Here is a 14542-nt window from a genome sequence, read left to right as displayed (position 1 = left end):
ACGCCCCTGCCCTTGTCAGTCAATCATTCAAGCGCTGTGATCAGCGCTCAATCGTCCCTGTACGACGGATCTTCTTTTGAAGCATCAGAACGCCATAAAGCAGGGCTTCGGCAGTCGGGGGACAGCCGGGCACATAAATGTCTACCGGAACAACGCGGTCGCACCCACGCACCACCGAATAGGAATAGTGGTAATAGCCGCCACCATTTGCGCAAGAGCCCATGGAGATGACGTAGCGCGGTTCGGGCATCTGGTCATAGACCTTGCGCAGAGCCGGAGCCATCTTGTTGGTCAGCGTGCCTGCAACGATCATGACGTCGGACTGGCGTGGAGAACCGCGCGGTGCAAAGCCGAAGCGTTCGGCATCATAGCGCGGCATGGCCATCTGCATCATTTCAACGGCGCAGCAAGCCAGACCGAAAGTCATCCACATCAGGGAACCCGTACGGGCCCACTGAATAAGATTGTCCGTCGAGGTGACCAGAAAGCCCTTGTCGGCAAGCTCGTCATTCACCTGAAGGAAAAACGGATCATCGGCACCAACAGGCTTGCCCGTATTGGGATCAATGATGCCCTTTGGCTGTTCGGCGATCAAAGGCTTGGAGTTTGGGGTCAATCCCATTCCAGAGCTCCCTTTTTCCATTCGTAGACGAAGCCGATGGTCAAGACACCGAGAAAGACCATCATAGACCAGAAGCCGTACCAGCCGAGATCACCAAACACCACTGCCCAGGGGAACAGGAATGCGACTTCAAGGTCGAAGATGATGAACAGGATGGATACGAGATAGAAACGCACATCGAATTTCATGCGCGCATCGTCAAAGGCGTTGAACCCGCACTCATAGGCTGAGAGCTTTTCCGGATCCGGGTTCTTGTAGGCAACGATGAATGGCGAAATCAACAGGGCAAGACCGATCACCAGCGATATGCCGATGAACACGACGATCGGGATATAGTCCCGGAGCAGTTCTTCCATGTCTTCCGCGTCCTTGCATATGCGTGGCTCAGGAGGTGAACCACTGGCTGAAGCAGCGTCCCGGTTACGCCTCAAAGGTTCCCGGCGGCTTCAGCCATCAGCTTTGGTTTTAAAACCAACATGCGTGCGCACGCTTATAATAGGTATAGGTGCAACGCAAGACCCCTTGCCGATCTAACAATTGCCATGTTTGCCAGAAGATTAGCAGAAATGGCTATCGCCTAAGCTTTTCCGCCAATTGTATACGGCGAGATTGGTTGTGCACAGACCAACCGCCAATTCGCCGCAGGCAGTTTCACTAGAATCAGCAGGAACAAGAATAAACAGACTGTTGAACACCGAAACAAAAAAAATCCCGCTAGAGCCTTGCTCTGCGGAATTTCCAGCATATTCGTCAATGAAGTGTTCCGTGAGTGGCGCGAGTGACGGGGCTCGAACCCGCGACCTCCGGCGTGACAGGCCGGCACTCTAACCAACTGAGCTACACCCGCACATTCACGGAAAACGCCAACTCCCCGCTCAAGGGAAGTGGCGCGAGTGACGGGGCTCGAACCCGCGACCTCCGGCGTGACAGGCCGGCACTCTAACCAACTGAGCTACACCCGCTTCGGAGGGCAACGTGTTGTCGCCCCGAAGTGGCGCTGATGTACGGCGGCACGATTTGGAAGTCAAGCGCCCGAAGGCTGCTTGTATGACGTTTTTATATTTTATCCCGAAACCGCTAGGTCACACCCCTATCTTTCTGCCCGTCACGCTGTGGATAAACTACGGAGCCAATTGGAATAATTCTCCCAAACAATTTTGGTCGTCGATGCCTTGGCGCCTGCAACCTCGACTCGCGCGCCCTGTTCCACGTTTGTTGAATTGAAAATTGTGAGAAATAGTCCAAATATACGGTAGTAATCCCGTAACCATCCGGTTTTTGGTTGATTCCACAAACAGAAACAACCTGTGGCTGCCATTGCAGACAAATGTCGTTTCGACGGAAAACACTAGCATTCGAGTTTCAGGTGACGAGATGGCAAAAACATTTGCCGACATAGCCAAGGAAGCTGTGCAAATCTGGAAACATACTCCGGAGAACAGTCTCGTTTCGGCAGAAGCGGATGCATCGAGGTTCGTTGCGCTTGCATCCCTGCCCGGCATGAATGTGCATTTCCTTACCCTTGCATCTGACGACCCGCTGGAGTTCGTCATGCATCGGGTCGTCCTGAAGACACTGATTGGCGAAGAACGCCCCAGCAGGCTCGCTGACCTGGAGGATCAGGACTTTGTCCGCGATCACATGATTGCGGCCTACTGCTCGGCCAGGGATACGAAAGAAAGCCGCATTGAACGCATCAACACGACACTGGAAGGCGTTCAGGTGGTCTATGACCGCCTGATCCTGCCAGAGCGCACATCAGGCTCCAGAGCTCGCTGGGCCGTCGTTCTGTTCCACCCTCGCCTCATTCTGCCGGCCAGCGACGCCTCAGAATCGGTGACCAATCGCGAGCATGACGTTCTCACCTTGGTATTGCAGGGTCAGACCGCGCGCGAAATAGCTGCAACGCTCAATCTGTCTCCCAAGTCGGTAGAACACAGAATTGCTGACTTGAAGAGAAAATTCGGTGCCAGAAACCTGCCGCATCTGGTGAGCCTGGCCGTGAGCGCAGGCTTGCGCTGAGCACGCGCCGCTCTATCGACACAGCGGCGAAAATCACACCTGTTACAGCGGATAAGAACTCTAACGATGTAAGGGGAATGGTGGGCGGTGAGAGACTCGAACTCCCGACATCCTCGGTGTAAACGAGGCGCTCTACCAACTGAGCTAACCGCCCCAACGGCGTGGAGAGCCTTGTATGCACATTCAGCTCTCTTTGCAAGCCATATCTGACAAGTTTTTCAACAGGAACGCGGAGCCCTGTGGATCATTTTCCGACTGCCGCAGCGGCTTGCGCCGCGAACGGAAAAACCCCGCATGAAGAATATCATGCGGGGTTTATCAGTTTGTGTCGTGACTGCCTGCAATTAGGCGTTCACGGCGTCCTTCAGGCCCTTACCGGCCTTGAACTTCGGCGTCTTGGAAGCCGGGATCTGAATCGTTTCGCCAGTGCGCGGGTTGCGGCCTTCGGTGGCAGCACGCGCGGAAACGCTGAAGTTGCCGAAGCCGATAATGCGGACTTCGTTACCAGCCTTCAGAGTTTCAGTCACAGCAGCGAAAGTTGCGTCAACAGCTTCGCCGGCCTGGGCCTTGGTAAGGCCGGTCTTTTCTGCGACGGCTGCGATCAGATCGTTCTTGTTCATAGCAGATACCTTTCTAAGAGACGGCTGAGAGCTAACGATTCTCGTCAGCGCCGTTGCCGGAAATTCGGGCGAAAACGGCTGGAAAGCAAGCCATTTTTGGCTGAAAACCGCCATTCCCTGTTCTTATTCATAAGAAAAGCCCCGGAAAAACCGGGGCTCGCCTTGATCTGTGGATTAATGTGCACGTCAGTGGGCTATAAAACCGGCCTGATCTTCATCTGAAACGGCTGGTTTTGCAGCTGCATCAGCGGCCGCTCCATCCCACTCAATCGCCTCGGGCATACGCACAAGAGCTTTCTTGAGCACCTCTTCCATGCTCGACACCGGGATGATGTCGATCGAGTTTTTCACCGAATCCGGAATGTCCGCGAGGTCCTTCGCATTGTCTTCGGGGATCATCACCGTCTTGATGCCGCCCCGCAGAGCTGCCAGCAATTTTTCCTTCAGACCACCAATGGGCAGGATACGACCACGTAGCGTGATTTCACCTGTCATGGCGACATCGCGACGAACCGGGATGCCGGTCAGCGTGGAGATGACCGCAGTGGCCATGCCGATACCTGCAGACGGACCATCCTTCGGCGTTGCCCCTTCAGGCACGTGAACGTGGATGTCCCGCTTGTCAAAGAGCGGCGGCTCGATACCGAAATCGACGGCCCGTGAGCGAACGTAGGATGCAGCAGCCGAAATCGATTCCTTCATCACGTCCTTGAGGTTGCCCGTGACGGTCATTTTGCCCTTGCCCGGCATCATGACACCTTCGATGGTCAGCAACTCGCCACCAACTTCGGTCCATGCCAGACCCGTGACCACACCGACCTGATCTTCGAGTTCGGCCTCGCCGTAGCGATAGCGCGGAACACCAAGATATTTCTCAACGACTTCCTCGCTAACCGTGATCGACGTCTGATCGCTCATCAGAATGTCTTTCACAGCCTTACGGGCCAGAGTAGCCATTTCACGCTCGAGGTTACGCACACCAGCTTCACGGGTGTAGCGCCGCACGACAAAGCGCAGGGCTTCATCCTCGATGCTGAACTCACCATCCTTGAGGCCGTGGTCCTTCTCCGCTTTCGGGATCAGGTGGCGGCGGCAGATCTCGATCTTTTCCTCTTCGGTGTAACCGGCAATACGGATCACTTCCATACGGTCCATCAACGGGGCCGGTATGTTCAATGTGTTCGCGGTCGTCACGAACATCACGTCGGAGAGGTCGTACTCAACCTCCAGATAGTGGTCCATGAAAGAGGAGTTCTGTTCCGGATCTAGCACTTCCAGCAAAGCCGAAGACGGATCACCGCGGAAATCCATGCCCATCTTGTCGATTTCATCGAGCAGGAAGAGCGGGTTGGACTTCTTGGCCTTCTTCATCGACTGGATGACCTTGCCGGGCATCGAACCGATGTATGTCCGACGGTGGCCGCGAATCTCTGCTTCATCACGCACGCCGCCAAGCGACATACGGACAAACTCACGCCCGGTGGCTTTCGCGATGGACTTTCCAAGAGACGTCTTGCCGACACCAGGAGGACCAACGAGGCAGAGGATCGGACCGCGCAGCTTGTTCGCGCGGCTTTGAACCGCGAGATACTCGACGATTCGTTCCTTGACCTTCTCGAGACCGTAGTGATCCGTGTCCAGCACCTTCTCGGCCAGGGCGAGATCGTGCTTGACCTTGCTCTTCTTGGCCCACGGAATGCCGATCAGCCAGTCGAGGTAGTTGCGGACAACCGTTGCCTCGGCGGACATCGGGCTCATCTGCTTCAGCTTCTTCAGCTCGGCAGCGGCGCGTTCGCGTGCTTCCTTGGAGAGCTTGGTCTTCTTGACCTTCTCCTCCAACTCGGCAATCTCATCGCGTCCGTCTTCGCTGTCGCCAAGTTCCTTCTGAATGGCCTTCATCTGCTCATTCAGATAGTACTCGCGCTGCGTCTTCTCCATCTGACGCTTGACCCGCGAACGGATACGCTTTTCCACCTGCAGAACAGAGATCTCACTCTCCATCATACCGAGGACGCGCTCAAGACGCTCCGAAACGGAGACTATACCGAGAATTTCCTGCTTTTCCGGGATCTTGATGGCCAGATGCGAAGCGATCGTATCCGCCAGCTTGGAGTAATCGTCGATCTGGTTGACCGCGCCGATCACTTCCGGTGAAACCTTCTTGTTCAGCTTCACATAGTTCTCGAACTCGGAGACAACCGAGCGGGCAAGAGCCTCAACCTCGACGTTCTCGCCATCTTTTTCGGGAAGAACAGTGGCAGAAGCCTCGAAATAGTCTTCCCTGTCCCCGTATTCGCCAATGGCGGCACGAGCGCCCCCTTCGACCAGAACCTTGACGGTGTTGTCCGGCAGCTTCAGCAGCTGGAGAACCGTTGCAACAGTTCCTACGTCGTAAATGTCATTCGGGCCGGGATCGTCATCCGCCGCATTCTTCTGGGTCGCCAAAAGAATGTGCTTGTCGTTCGTCATCACTTCTTCAAGGGCGCGGATGGACTTCTCGCGGCCGACAAAGAGCGGAACAATCATGTGGGGGAAAACAACGATATCCCTGAGGGGCAGCACAGGATAAACGGCAGTGCCGTCTTCTTCGAAGGCGCGGGTTTGGTCGTCGCTCATTTTTTTCCTTTCTCTGCGTGCCGGCATCCCTTGGTCAAAAGGCAACCCCGAACACTGGAAGGACGGCGCAACTCGATACTTGCAAGGCCAAACCGGAAACCCCAAATGGGCATTTACCAGTTTGCTGAGCCGTCGTGTCTTCCTATAGGTGGCCCTCTGCCCTGTCCGTGTCAAGGTAATGGACCTTACGGTCGGGCAATCCCTGTTGACGACTCAGGACAACTATTGGTGTGCAAGTGTAATCGCTTGAAGTTTGTGCGTTAAAAACAAAAATGCCGCCTCGTTGAAGCGGCATTTTCTGCTTTGTAAATTGCTGCAGAGACCTTACGCGCTGCTTGCGGAAGTCTCTTCCCGATCTTCGTAGATGTAGAGCGGACGGGCCTTGCCCTCCACCACTTCTGGAGAGATCACAACTTCCTTGACACCCTTCAGACCCGGCAGTTCGTACATCGTGTCGAGAAGGATGGCTTCCAGAATGGACCGAAGTCCACGGGCACCAGTCTTGCGCTCGATTGCCTTGCGGGCAATCGCATTGAGCGCTTCCTCGTGGAAGGACAGCTCGACTGTCTCCATTTCAAAAAGGCGCTGGTACTGCTTGACCAGAGCGTTCTTCGGCTCGGTCAGGATCGTCACCAGAGCTTCCTCATCGAGGTCTTCCAGAGTGGCGATGACCGGCAGACGACCAACGAATTCCGGAATGAGGCCGAATTTCAGCAGATCTTCCGGCTCAAGCGCAGAGAACAGTTCGCCGATGCGGCGATCTTCCGGCGCATGAACCTTGGCCTTGAAGCCGATGGATGTCTGCGTGCCGCGATCCGAGATGATCTTGTCGAGGCCTGCAAAGGCACCGCCGCAGATAAACAGGATGTTGGTCGTATCCACCTGCAGGAATTCCTGCTGGGGATGCTTGCGTCCACCCTGCGGCGGAACGGACGCTACCGTTCCTTCCATGATCTTCAAAAGCGCCTGCTGCACGCCTTCACCCGACACGTCACGCGTAATGGACGGGTTGTCGGCCTTGCGGCTGATCTTGTCCACTTCGTCGATATAGACGATGCCGCGCTGAGCGCGCTCGACGTTGTAGTCGGCAGACTGAAGAAGCTTCAGAATGATGTTCTCGACATCCTCGCCAACGTAACCGGCTTCGGTGAGCGTCGTCGCATCAGCCATCGTGAACGGCACATCGAGGATGCGCGCCAATGTCTGGGCAAGAAGGGTCTTGCCGCAGCCGGTCGGACCGACAAGCAGGATGTTCGATTTCGCCAGTTCCACATCGTTGTTCTTCGACGCGTGGTTCAGGCGCTTGTAATGGTTGTGAACGGCGACCGACAGGACCTTTTTCGCGCCGCCCTGCCCGATGACGTAGTCATCAAGCACGTTGCGAATTTCCTGAGGGGTCGGAATTCCGTCCCGGGATTTCACCAGCGAAGACTTGTTTTCCTCGCGAATGATATCCATGCACAGCTCGACACATTCATCGCAAATGAAAACAGTCGGGCCGGCGATCAGCTTGCGAACCTCATGCTGACTTTTGCCGCAGAAGGAGCAGTAGAGCGTATTCTTGGAATCGCCGCCGCTGGCCTTTGTCATGTATTCAACCCCGCGTTCTCTGGAAGTCAGCCCCTCGGGATTGAGGGTCTACCTTCCCTTTTCACTCCGGACCGGGACAATGGCCTCAGGTCCGGTGTTCAGTCGCATGCCCTTAAGCGTTCACTACAAACTGCTTCAATGTCACCATGCTGCACCACTAAAAATCAATATAGATTTAAAGGTACGATACAAAAGTGGACATTCAAGGGCCTCTCTCTGGATAACGCTCCGCGTGTCGAAGCGTAATCCTGCTATTTATACCTAGCTTTCGCTATCACTTTGTAAACTTGCGCGATCGGTGATGACACTATCAACAATACCGAATTCCTTGGCGCGCTCTGCAGTCATGAAGTTATCGCGCTCAAGAGCATGTTCAACATCGTCATAGCTCTGACCGGTGTGCTTCACGTAAATTTCATTGAGTCGACGCTTCATGGCGAGGATTTCCTGCGCATGCAGCATGATGTCTGCAGCCTGACCGCGGAAACCGCCGGAGGGCTGGTGAACCATTACGCGGGCATTAGGAAGCGAGAATCGCATGCCCTTTTCCCCACCGGCGAGCAACAAGGACCCCATGCTGGCAGCTTGGCCGATGCAAAGCGTTGATACCGCAGGGCGGATGAACTGCATCGTGTCATAGATTGCCAGACCGGAAGTGACATAGCCTCCGGGGGAATTGATATAAAGCGCGATTTCCTTGGTCGGATTATCGGCTTCCAGAAACAGCAGCTGTGCGCTGATAAGGGCGGCCATATGGTCTTCCACAGGGCCCGTCAGGAAAATGATGCGCTCCTTGAGGAGTCGCGAATAGATATCGAAAGCCCGCTCGCCCCTGTTGGTCTGTTCTACGACCATCGGAACGAGAGTGTTCGTGTAGAATTCGACAGGATCTTTCATATCTTATCCATATGCTTCGAGGGGCCTATCGGACTGGAAGCCCGAAACGGATGCACAGAGGCTCGTTGCATAATCAATATCTGAATCGCAAGCGAACCCCAAAGGTGAAAAAAGCGACACCCCATACATAAGGGATGCCGCCTTATTCGCAAAGTGTTGGCAGATGCGGCATGAACGCAAGGTTAAAAACCGTGCCGCATCCCCACTTTTCACAGAACCGTCCAAAGCCTCAGGCTTCGTCCTCTTCGTCTGCAACCAGCTTCTCCAGCTCTTCCTTGGTAACCGTCTTGTCGGAAACCTTGGCCAGCTCGAGAATGAAGTCAACGACCTTCTCTTCATAGATCGGAGCGCGCAGGGAGGCGAGAGCCTGCTGGTTGTTCCGGTAGAAGTCGAAAACCTGCTGCTCCTGGCCCGGGAACTGGCGAATCCGGTCGTAAAGAGCGCGCTGCAGCTCTTCGTCGGTGACCTGAATGCTGTTCTTCTCACCAACTTCGGAGAGAACCAGACCAAGGCGCACGCGGCGTTCGGCGATCTTGCGATATTCTTCGCGAGCAGCCTCTTCCGTGGTGTCTTCGTCTTCGAAGGTCTTTTCGTTGCGCTTCATGTCTTCTTCGACCTGCTTCCACACAACGTCGAATTCAGAGTTCAGAAGGCGCTCAGGCAGATCAAAGCTGTAGGCTTCGTCAAGCTTGTCGAGAAGCTGGCGCTTCACGCGCTGACGGGTCATCGCGCCGAATTGGCTTTCGATCTGACCACGAATCACTTCCTTGAGCTTGTCGAGAGACTCAAGGCCAAGACCCTTGGCAAATTCGTCGTCCAGGGTGACTTCACCCGGAGCTGCGATTTCCTTCGCCACGATATCGAAATGAGCAAGCTTACCAGCCAGGTGCTTTGCCGGGTAATCTTCCGGGAACGTGACCTCAATGGTCTTTTCGTCGCCGGCCTTGATACCGATCAGCTGATCTTCAAAGCCGGGAATGAACTGGCCGGAGCCGAGAACCAGCTGGCCATTTTCGTCTGCGCCGCCGTCAAAGGCTTCGCCGTCGATCTTGCCAATGTAGGACATGGTCACGCGATCACCATCTGCAGCCGCGCCATCCTTGGCTGCGAACGGCTTGCTGTTCTTGGCGATATCGGCGATGCGCTCGTCAACTTCGCTTTCAGCAACTTCCACGACCGGACGCTCGATCTCGATACCGGAGAAGTCGATGACTTCAAAGTCGGGAAGAATGTCGTAGGACATGGTGAAGGAAAGATCGGCTGCACCGGACAGGATCTTTTCCGCATCTTCTTCCGGAAGGTCGATATCCGGGTTCAGAGCCGGACGCTCCTTGCGGTCTTCGATGGCCTTCTGGGTGGTTTCCTGAATGGTGTTCGACAGGATTTCCGCCATTGCCTGACGGCCATACATCTTCTTCAGGTGCGCAACCGGCACCTTGCCCGGACGGAAGCCCTTGATTTGCGCCTTGGACTTCATGTCGTCCATATAGGCATCGAGCTTGGAGGCCAGATCACCGGCCGGGATTTCGATTTTGAGCTCTCGCTTGAGGCCCTCGGCGAGGGTTTCTGTTACCTGCATGGGTTTTGCTTCGTCCTCGGTCATGGAGCCGAAACGCGGCCCCATCTTCTTGTTGTGAATTCCGTCAGCTGCGCTTGCAGAGACCAGAGATGAATGGCTGGTCAAATCTGTAGCGCCAAGCCTCGTCGGCACCTCCAAGGCGCACGATGGGAGCGCGATAAAGGTTGGGCATCAAAGTGTCAAGTGTTTGCCCTATGGCGCACGCTCGATTGATTGGCGAAAAACCAACGAACGACCAAGGCTTAATGCCGTCATTTTCGAACAAACATGCTTGAAAAATGGTGCGGATGGAGGGACTTGAACCCCCACGCCTTGCGGCACCAGAACCTAAATCTGGCGTGTCTGCCAATTTCACCACATCCGCTGTGGACTCGACGGCTGTCGCCGGAGCGCGGCCTCTATAGCACCGGTGTTTTACAAAAGGAAAGGGTCATGTCTGTTTTTTTATCGTTGCGAACCAACGCCTTTTCCACAAGACGCGCAAGAACTGGCCTGAGCGCCGGGGCAAGATCTTCGGCAATCAGTCCCGGCCCCACTTCGTTTCCGGTCTCGCCATGCAGCCAGGCCGCCATGGCTGCTGCCTCAAAGGCCGGCATTCCCTGAGCCAGAAGACCACAGATGATGCCTGCAAGGACGTCGCCTGACCCGGCCGTCGCGAGCCAAGGCGGGGCATTGTCGTTGATTGCCGCATACCCTGTCGGGTCAGCGATGACAGTATCGGCTCCTTTCAGAAGGATAACTGCGCCGCAGCGCCGGGACGCCTCGCGTGCTGCGGACAAGCGGTCGAGACCGGCAAGATCCTGAAACAGGCGCGTGAATTCGCCGCCATGTGGGGTCAGGACAACATCGCTGCCGCTGTCGGCGATGGCACCGAAAAGCCTTTCCGGGTCAGACGCAAAACTGGTCAGGGCGTCCGCGTCCAGAACAACCGACCTGCCCGCCTCCAGACATGTCTCGACAAAGGAGATAGCTCTGCCGCCCACACCAAAACCCGGCCCAATCAGCACTGAGGAATAACGGGCGTCAGACAGAAGGTCACGAACTGCCTCCTCGTCCTTGACCGACTTCAGCATGATGGCTGTCAGGTGTGCTGCATTGACGGCAATTGCGGATGGTGGTGAGGCAAGCGTGACCAGCCCCGCCCCGCCTCTCAGCGCGGCCATCGCTCCCAGGCGCGCAGCTCCGGTTGAGGCTATTCCGCCACCAAATACAAGGGCATGGCCGCGGGAGTATTTGTGCCCCCCTGCTCCGGGTATCCGCCATTCATCAATCCAGAGCGCGGGTGCATTCAGAACAGTCTTGCAGCCGATCTTATCGAGTACGACTTTATCGATTCCAATTTGCGCAACTGATACGGCACCGCATTTTTCCCTCCCTGGCAGCAAGATATGGCCGGGCTTGCAGCGGAAAAACGTGACGGTCTCCACTGCCTGAATTGCCGCCCCCATGACCGCACCCGCGTTGCCGCTCATTCCTGAAGGCAGATCCACCGAGATCACGGGAAGACGAGACCCATTGACCTGCTCCACGATTGCCGCAACCTCACCGGTCAATGGCCGATCCAGACCGGCACCGAACAGCGCATCAATGAGGATATCCACTTCGCACAAGGCGGCGTCGACGGCCTCGGCATTCAAGACCCCGGTGGGTTGCCCCATCGATTGAAAGGCGCGCAATGCATCCCCCTTCAATTTCGCCTCGCTTCCAAGCAGAAGAACCGTCGTGCGAAATCCCTTTTGACTTAGAAGGCGCGCTGCAACGAACCCGTCGCCACCGTTGTTACCGGGACCACACAGGATCAGGACAGATGCACCCGGCCGCACATGCCGTGCAACAGCATCGGCAACAGCCGCGCCAGCCCTCTCCATCAGATCGATACCGGGCACACCGCCCTTGATGGTCAGGCGGTCCGCCTCCCCCATCTCTTGTGATGTCAGAAGCGCCAGACCACATGCATCTTCCATTGACCGCTCACCCAAGCCGAAACTCCCGATTCCTGAACTTCCGTCCCCTGATACGACATCAGAGCCTAACCGGTCCTGCTCCGATATGACCATGCTCAAACATGCAGCACGCACATCTGCCTATTTCTTACTCAATCTGCCTATTTTTTACACACACAGCAGAACCCCAACACTCCAGCCGCTGCACGCGCCCAGAGGGACCTCCACGTCAGGCGTCGCCGATTTCCTTGCAAAACAACAGAATTCCGTCCCTTGTCATAAATTGGCATGCTTCGTGCTAACAATGCGGCGACCGGGCTTTCCTGCTTGCGACAATTGCCGTTGCAACGGGAGTGCCCCAATGCCGACCCTGATGAAGAGAGACAAACGTTGATGAAAAAAATCGAGGCGATCATCAAGCCCTTCAAACTTGACGAAGTGAAGGAAGCTCTTCAGGAAGTCGGCCTGCAGGGCATTACAGTGACCGAGGCCAAGGGTTTCGGCCGCCAAAAGGGCCATACGGAACTCTACCGCGGCGCGGAATATGTTGTCGATTTCCTGCCGAAGGTAAAAGTCGAAATCGTGCTTGGCGACGAAATGGTCGAAAAGGCGGTCGATGCCATCCGCAACGCCGCCCAGACAGGCCGCATCGGCGATGGCAAGATCTTCGTCTCCAACATTGAAGAAGCAGTGCGTATCCGTACCGGTGAATCCGGCACAGACGCGATCTGATCCTCCCTCTCCACTCCGAATCGGGCCGGGCAGACACCTGCCTCAAGATAGTGCTGTCCAGCGCCCCTCCAACTAACCTTTAAGATAAATAGGGAAACTCCAAATGACTACAGCCGCTGACGTGCTGAAGGAAATTCAGGACAAGGACATCAAGTACGTTGACCTGCGCTTTACGGACCCGCGCGGGAAGCTCCAGCACGTAACCATGGACGTTTCCCTGGTTGACGAAGACATGTTTGCAGAAGGCGTTGCCTTCGATGGTTCTTCTATCGCTGGCTGGAAGGCAATTGACGCTTCCGACATGACGCTGATCCTCGATCCGGAATCCGCGCACATGGACCCGTTCTTCGCTCAGTCCACGATGGTCATCCTGTGTGACATCGTCGACCCGCGCACCGGCGAAACCTACAACCGCGACCCGCGTTCCATCGCCAAGAAGGCAGAAGCCTACGTCAAGTCCGGCGGCTTCGGCGACACCATCTTCTTTGGTCCGGAAGCCGAGTTCTTCATGTTCGACGACGTTCGGTTCTCTTCTGACCCGTACAACACCGGCTTCTCGATGGACTGCACCGAACTGCCGACCAACACCGGCTCCGAATACGAGACAGGCAACCTCGGTCACCGTCCGCGCACCAAGGGCGGCTACTTCCCGGTTCCGCCGATCGACAGCGCACAGGACATCCGCTCCGAAATGCTGTCCGTCATGGCTGACATGGGCGTTGCCGTTGAAAAGCACCACCACGAAGTGGCTGCCGCTCAGCACGAATTGGGCATGAAGTTCAACACCATGACCACGTGCGCCGACCACATGCAGATCTACAAGTACGTGGTTCACCAGGTTGCTCAGGCCTATGGCAAGACCACCACGTTCATGCCGAAGCCGGTCTTTGGTGACAACGGTTCGGGCATGCACTGCCACCAGTCCATCTGGCGCGATGGCAAGCCGCTCTTCGCCGGCAATCTCTATGCCGACCTCAGCGAAATGTGCCTTTACTACATCGGCGGCATCCTGAAGCACGCGAAGTCCCTGAACGCCTTCACCAACCCGTCCACCAACTCCTACAAGCGTCTGGTTCCGGGTTATGAAGCTCCGGTTCTGCTGGCCTATTCCTCCGGCAACCGTTCCGCTTCCTGCCGTATCCCGTTCACGTCTTCTCCGAAGGCAAAGCGCGTGGAAGTTCGCTTCCCGGATCCGACAGCAAACCCGTATCTGGCATTTGCTGCCCAGCTGATGGCCGGCCTCGATGGTATCAAGAACAAGATCCATCCGGGCGATGCAATGGACAAGAACCTTTACGACCTGCCGCCGGAAGAACTGGCCGAAATCCCGACCGTTGCCGGCTCGCTGCGTGAAGCTCTGCAGTCCCTCGATGCTGACCGCGAATACCTCAAGGCTGGCGGCGTGTTCGACGACGACTTCATCGACAGCTACATCGAGCTGAAGATGGAAGAGAACATGCGTTACGAAATGACCCCGCATCCGGTCGAATTCGACATGTACTACTCCGCCTGATCCTCCCAAGGACTCGGCAAAGAAAAACCCCGGTCAATCGACCGGGGTTTTTTGTAATGTGAATACAGATAATTATTGAGAACTTGCGTCAAACTCTCCCCACCATCCCATAACCTCAGGTATCTTTTCACTATAAGGAAACGGCTCTATTTCGCCGACTACTTCACTATTTCTATTGAGTTGATTTACAACCGAGTTGAGATGGTAACCAATAAATTCTTCTGTCGTATTTGCTAATAGTGCTCTTTCAAACTGGGGCCATGTCGAATTTCGTAAAGCCCGCTCTAGATCGGTGATATCAACAAAGGCTACTGCAATCCTATCTTCACGCGCGATAGTTCGATCAGAATCTGCAAGCTGGACACCCGCAAAAACCTCGCGCTGTTGGATGATTTCTGATTCACTGGC

Annotated in this window: 12 protein-coding genes and 4 tRNA genes; 3 read left to right on the top strand and 13 right to left on the bottom strand. The window is 55.6% G+C overall.

Features of this window, described 5'->3' with window-relative positions; translation table 11 throughout:
* Nucleotides 1-40: 40 nt before the first annotated feature.
* The 4 genes from F0155_RS12405 to F0155_RS12390 all read right to left on the bottom strand — a co-directional run bounded on the left by F0155_RS12405 (nucleotide 41) and on the right by F0155_RS12390 (nucleotide 1584).
* Nucleotides 41-622 (bottom strand): NuoB/complex I 20 kDa subunit family protein, encoded by a 582-nt coding sequence (locus F0155_RS12405; RefSeq protein WP_150524841.1) that lies wholly within the window; start codon nucleotides 620-622, stop codon nucleotides 41-43.
* Nucleotides 613-978: an NADH-quinone oxidoreductase subunit A gene (locus F0155_RS12400; RefSeq protein ID WP_150524840.1), complete on the bottom strand. Its 366-nt coding sequence runs from the start codon at nucleotides 976-978 to the stop codon at nucleotides 613-615. Before F0155_RS12400 ends, F0155_RS12405 begins: the two co-directional genes overlap by 10 nt.
* 414 nt (nucleotides 979-1392) lie before the next feature.
* A tRNA-Asp gene (locus tag F0155_RS12395) sits at nucleotides 1393-1469 on the bottom strand.
* Nucleotides 1470-1507: 38 nt separating this feature from the next.
* Nucleotides 1508-1584: transfer RNA gene (locus F0155_RS12390), tRNA-Asp, on the bottom strand.
* A gap of 412 nt (nucleotides 1585-1996) precedes the next feature.
* Between F0155_RS12390 and F0155_RS12385 the strand changes: the two genes are divergently transcribed.
* Nucleotides 1997-2644 carry a helix-turn-helix transcriptional regulator gene (locus tag F0155_RS12385; RefSeq protein ID WP_150524839.1) on the top strand — a complete coding sequence of 216 codons (648 nt, stop codon included), beginning with the start codon at nucleotides 1997-1999 and terminating at the stop codon, nucleotides 2642-2644.
* 78 nt (nucleotides 2645-2722) lie between these two features.
* Here F0155_RS12385 and F0155_RS12380 read toward each other — a convergent pair.
* The 8 genes from F0155_RS12380 to F0155_RS12345 form a co-directional block, all read right to left on the bottom strand.
* Nucleotides 2723-2798 (bottom strand) — tRNA-Val (locus tag F0155_RS12380).
* A 190-nt stretch (nucleotides 2799-2988) separates the two neighbouring features.
* Nucleotides 2989-3264, bottom strand: a complete 276-nt coding sequence (locus F0155_RS12375; RefSeq protein ID WP_150524838.1) for an HU family DNA-binding protein — start codon at nucleotides 3262-3264, stop codon at nucleotides 2989-2991.
* Between the two features lie 186 nt (nucleotides 3265-3450).
* Nucleotides 3451-5880 carry an endopeptidase La gene (gene lon, locus F0155_RS12370; protein ID WP_150524837.1) on the bottom strand — a complete coding sequence of 810 codons (2430 nt, stop codon included), beginning with the start codon at nucleotides 5878-5880 and terminating at the stop codon, nucleotides 3451-3453.
* Nucleotides 5881-6204: 324 nt separating this feature from the next.
* A complete protein-coding gene (gene clpX, locus F0155_RS12365; protein WP_150524836.1) occupies nucleotides 6205-7470 on the bottom strand; it encodes an ATP-dependent Clp protease ATP-binding subunit ClpX in 1266 nt (421 codons plus the stop codon).
* 261 nt (nucleotides 7471-7731) lie between these two features.
* Nucleotides 7732-8367, bottom strand: coding sequence for an ATP-dependent Clp protease proteolytic subunit (locus tag F0155_RS12360; RefSeq protein ID WP_150524835.1), 636 nt, complete (start codon nucleotides 8365-8367; stop codon nucleotides 7732-7734).
* A gap of 229 nt (nucleotides 8368-8596) precedes the next feature.
* Nucleotides 8597-9946: a trigger factor gene (tig, locus tag F0155_RS12355; protein WP_150524971.1), complete on the bottom strand. Its 1350-nt coding sequence runs from the start codon at nucleotides 9944-9946 to the stop codon at nucleotides 8597-8599.
* 279 nt (nucleotides 9947-10225) lie between these two features.
* Nucleotides 10226-10310 (bottom strand) — tRNA-Leu (locus F0155_RS12350).
* A 34-nt stretch (nucleotides 10311-10344) separates the two neighbouring features.
* A complete protein-coding gene (locus F0155_RS12345; protein ID WP_425299927.1) occupies nucleotides 10345-11910 on the bottom strand; it encodes an NAD(P)H-hydrate dehydratase in 1566 nt (521 codons plus the stop codon).
* Between the two features lie 372 nt (nucleotides 11911-12282).
* On the opposite strand from F0155_RS12345, the gene F0155_RS12340 reads away from it, so the two are divergent.
* Together F0155_RS12340 and glnA are read left to right on the top strand one after the other, a co-directional pair.
* On the top strand, nucleotides 12283-12621 hold the full coding sequence (locus tag F0155_RS12340) for a P-II family nitrogen regulator (protein WP_150524834.1): 339 nt from the start codon (nucleotides 12283-12285) through the stop codon (nucleotides 12619-12621).
* 103 nt (nucleotides 12622-12724) lie between these two features.
* Nucleotides 12725-14134, top strand: coding sequence for a type I glutamate--ammonia ligase (glnA, locus tag F0155_RS12335; RefSeq protein WP_150524833.1), 1410 nt, complete (start codon nucleotides 12725-12727; stop codon nucleotides 14132-14134).
* 72 nt (nucleotides 14135-14206) lie between these two features.
* Here glnA and F0155_RS23430 read toward each other — a convergent pair.
* Nucleotides 14207-14542, bottom strand: a 336-nt coding sequence (locus F0155_RS23430; RefSeq protein ID WP_161599807.1) for a hypothetical protein, incomplete at its 5' end; no start/stop codon positions are given.

Origin of the sequence: Roseibium sediminis (genome assembly GCF_008711325.1) — a bacterium.
Classification (GTDB): Bacteria; Pseudomonadota; Alphaproteobacteria; order Rhizobiales; family Stappiaceae; genus Roseibium; species Roseibium sediminis.
This window is presented reverse-complemented; position numbering and strand designations above follow the sequence as displayed.

Bases quoted from the DNA above. Each gene is read 5' to 3' on its own strand.
- F0155_RS12405 (WP_150524841.1), bottom strand. From the start codon at position 622: ATGGGATTGACCCCAAACTCCAAGCCTTTGATCGCCGAACAGCCAAAG.
- F0155_RS12400 (WP_150524840.1), bottom strand. From the start codon at position 978: ATGGAAGAACTGCTCCGGGACTATATCCCGATCGTCGTGTTCATCGGC.
- F0155_RS12385 (WP_150524839.1), top strand. From the start codon at position 1,997: ATGGCAAAAACATTTGCCGACATAGCCAAGGAAGCTGTGCAAATCTGG.
- F0155_RS12375 (WP_150524838.1), bottom strand. From the start codon at position 3,264: ATGAACAAGAACGATCTGATCGCAGCCGTCGCAGAAAAGACCGGCCTT.
- lon (WP_150524837.1), bottom strand. From the start codon at position 5,880: ATGAGCGACGACCAAACCCGCGCCTTCGAAGAAGACGGCACTGCCGTT.
- clpX (WP_150524836.1), bottom strand. From the start codon at position 7,470: ATGACAAAGGCCAGCGGCGGCGATTCCAAGAATACGCTCTACTGCTCC.
- F0155_RS12360 (WP_150524835.1), bottom strand. From the start codon at position 8,367: ATGAAAGATCCTGTCGAATTCTACACGAACACTCTCGTTCCGATGGTC.
- tig (WP_150524971.1), bottom strand. From the start codon at position 9,946: ATGCAGGTAACAGAAACCCTCGCCGAGGGCCTCAAGCGAGAGCTCAAA.
- F0155_RS12345 (WP_425299927.1), bottom strand. From the start codon at position 11,910: ATGGAAGATGCATGTGGTCTGGCGCTTCTGACATCACAAGAGATGGGG.
- F0155_RS12340 (WP_150524834.1), top strand. From the start codon at position 12,283: ATGAAAAAAATCGAGGCGATCATCAAGCCCTTCAAACTTGACGAAGTG.
- glnA (WP_150524833.1), top strand. From the start codon at position 12,725: ATGACTACAGCCGCTGACGTGCTGAAGGAAATTCAGGACAAGGACATC.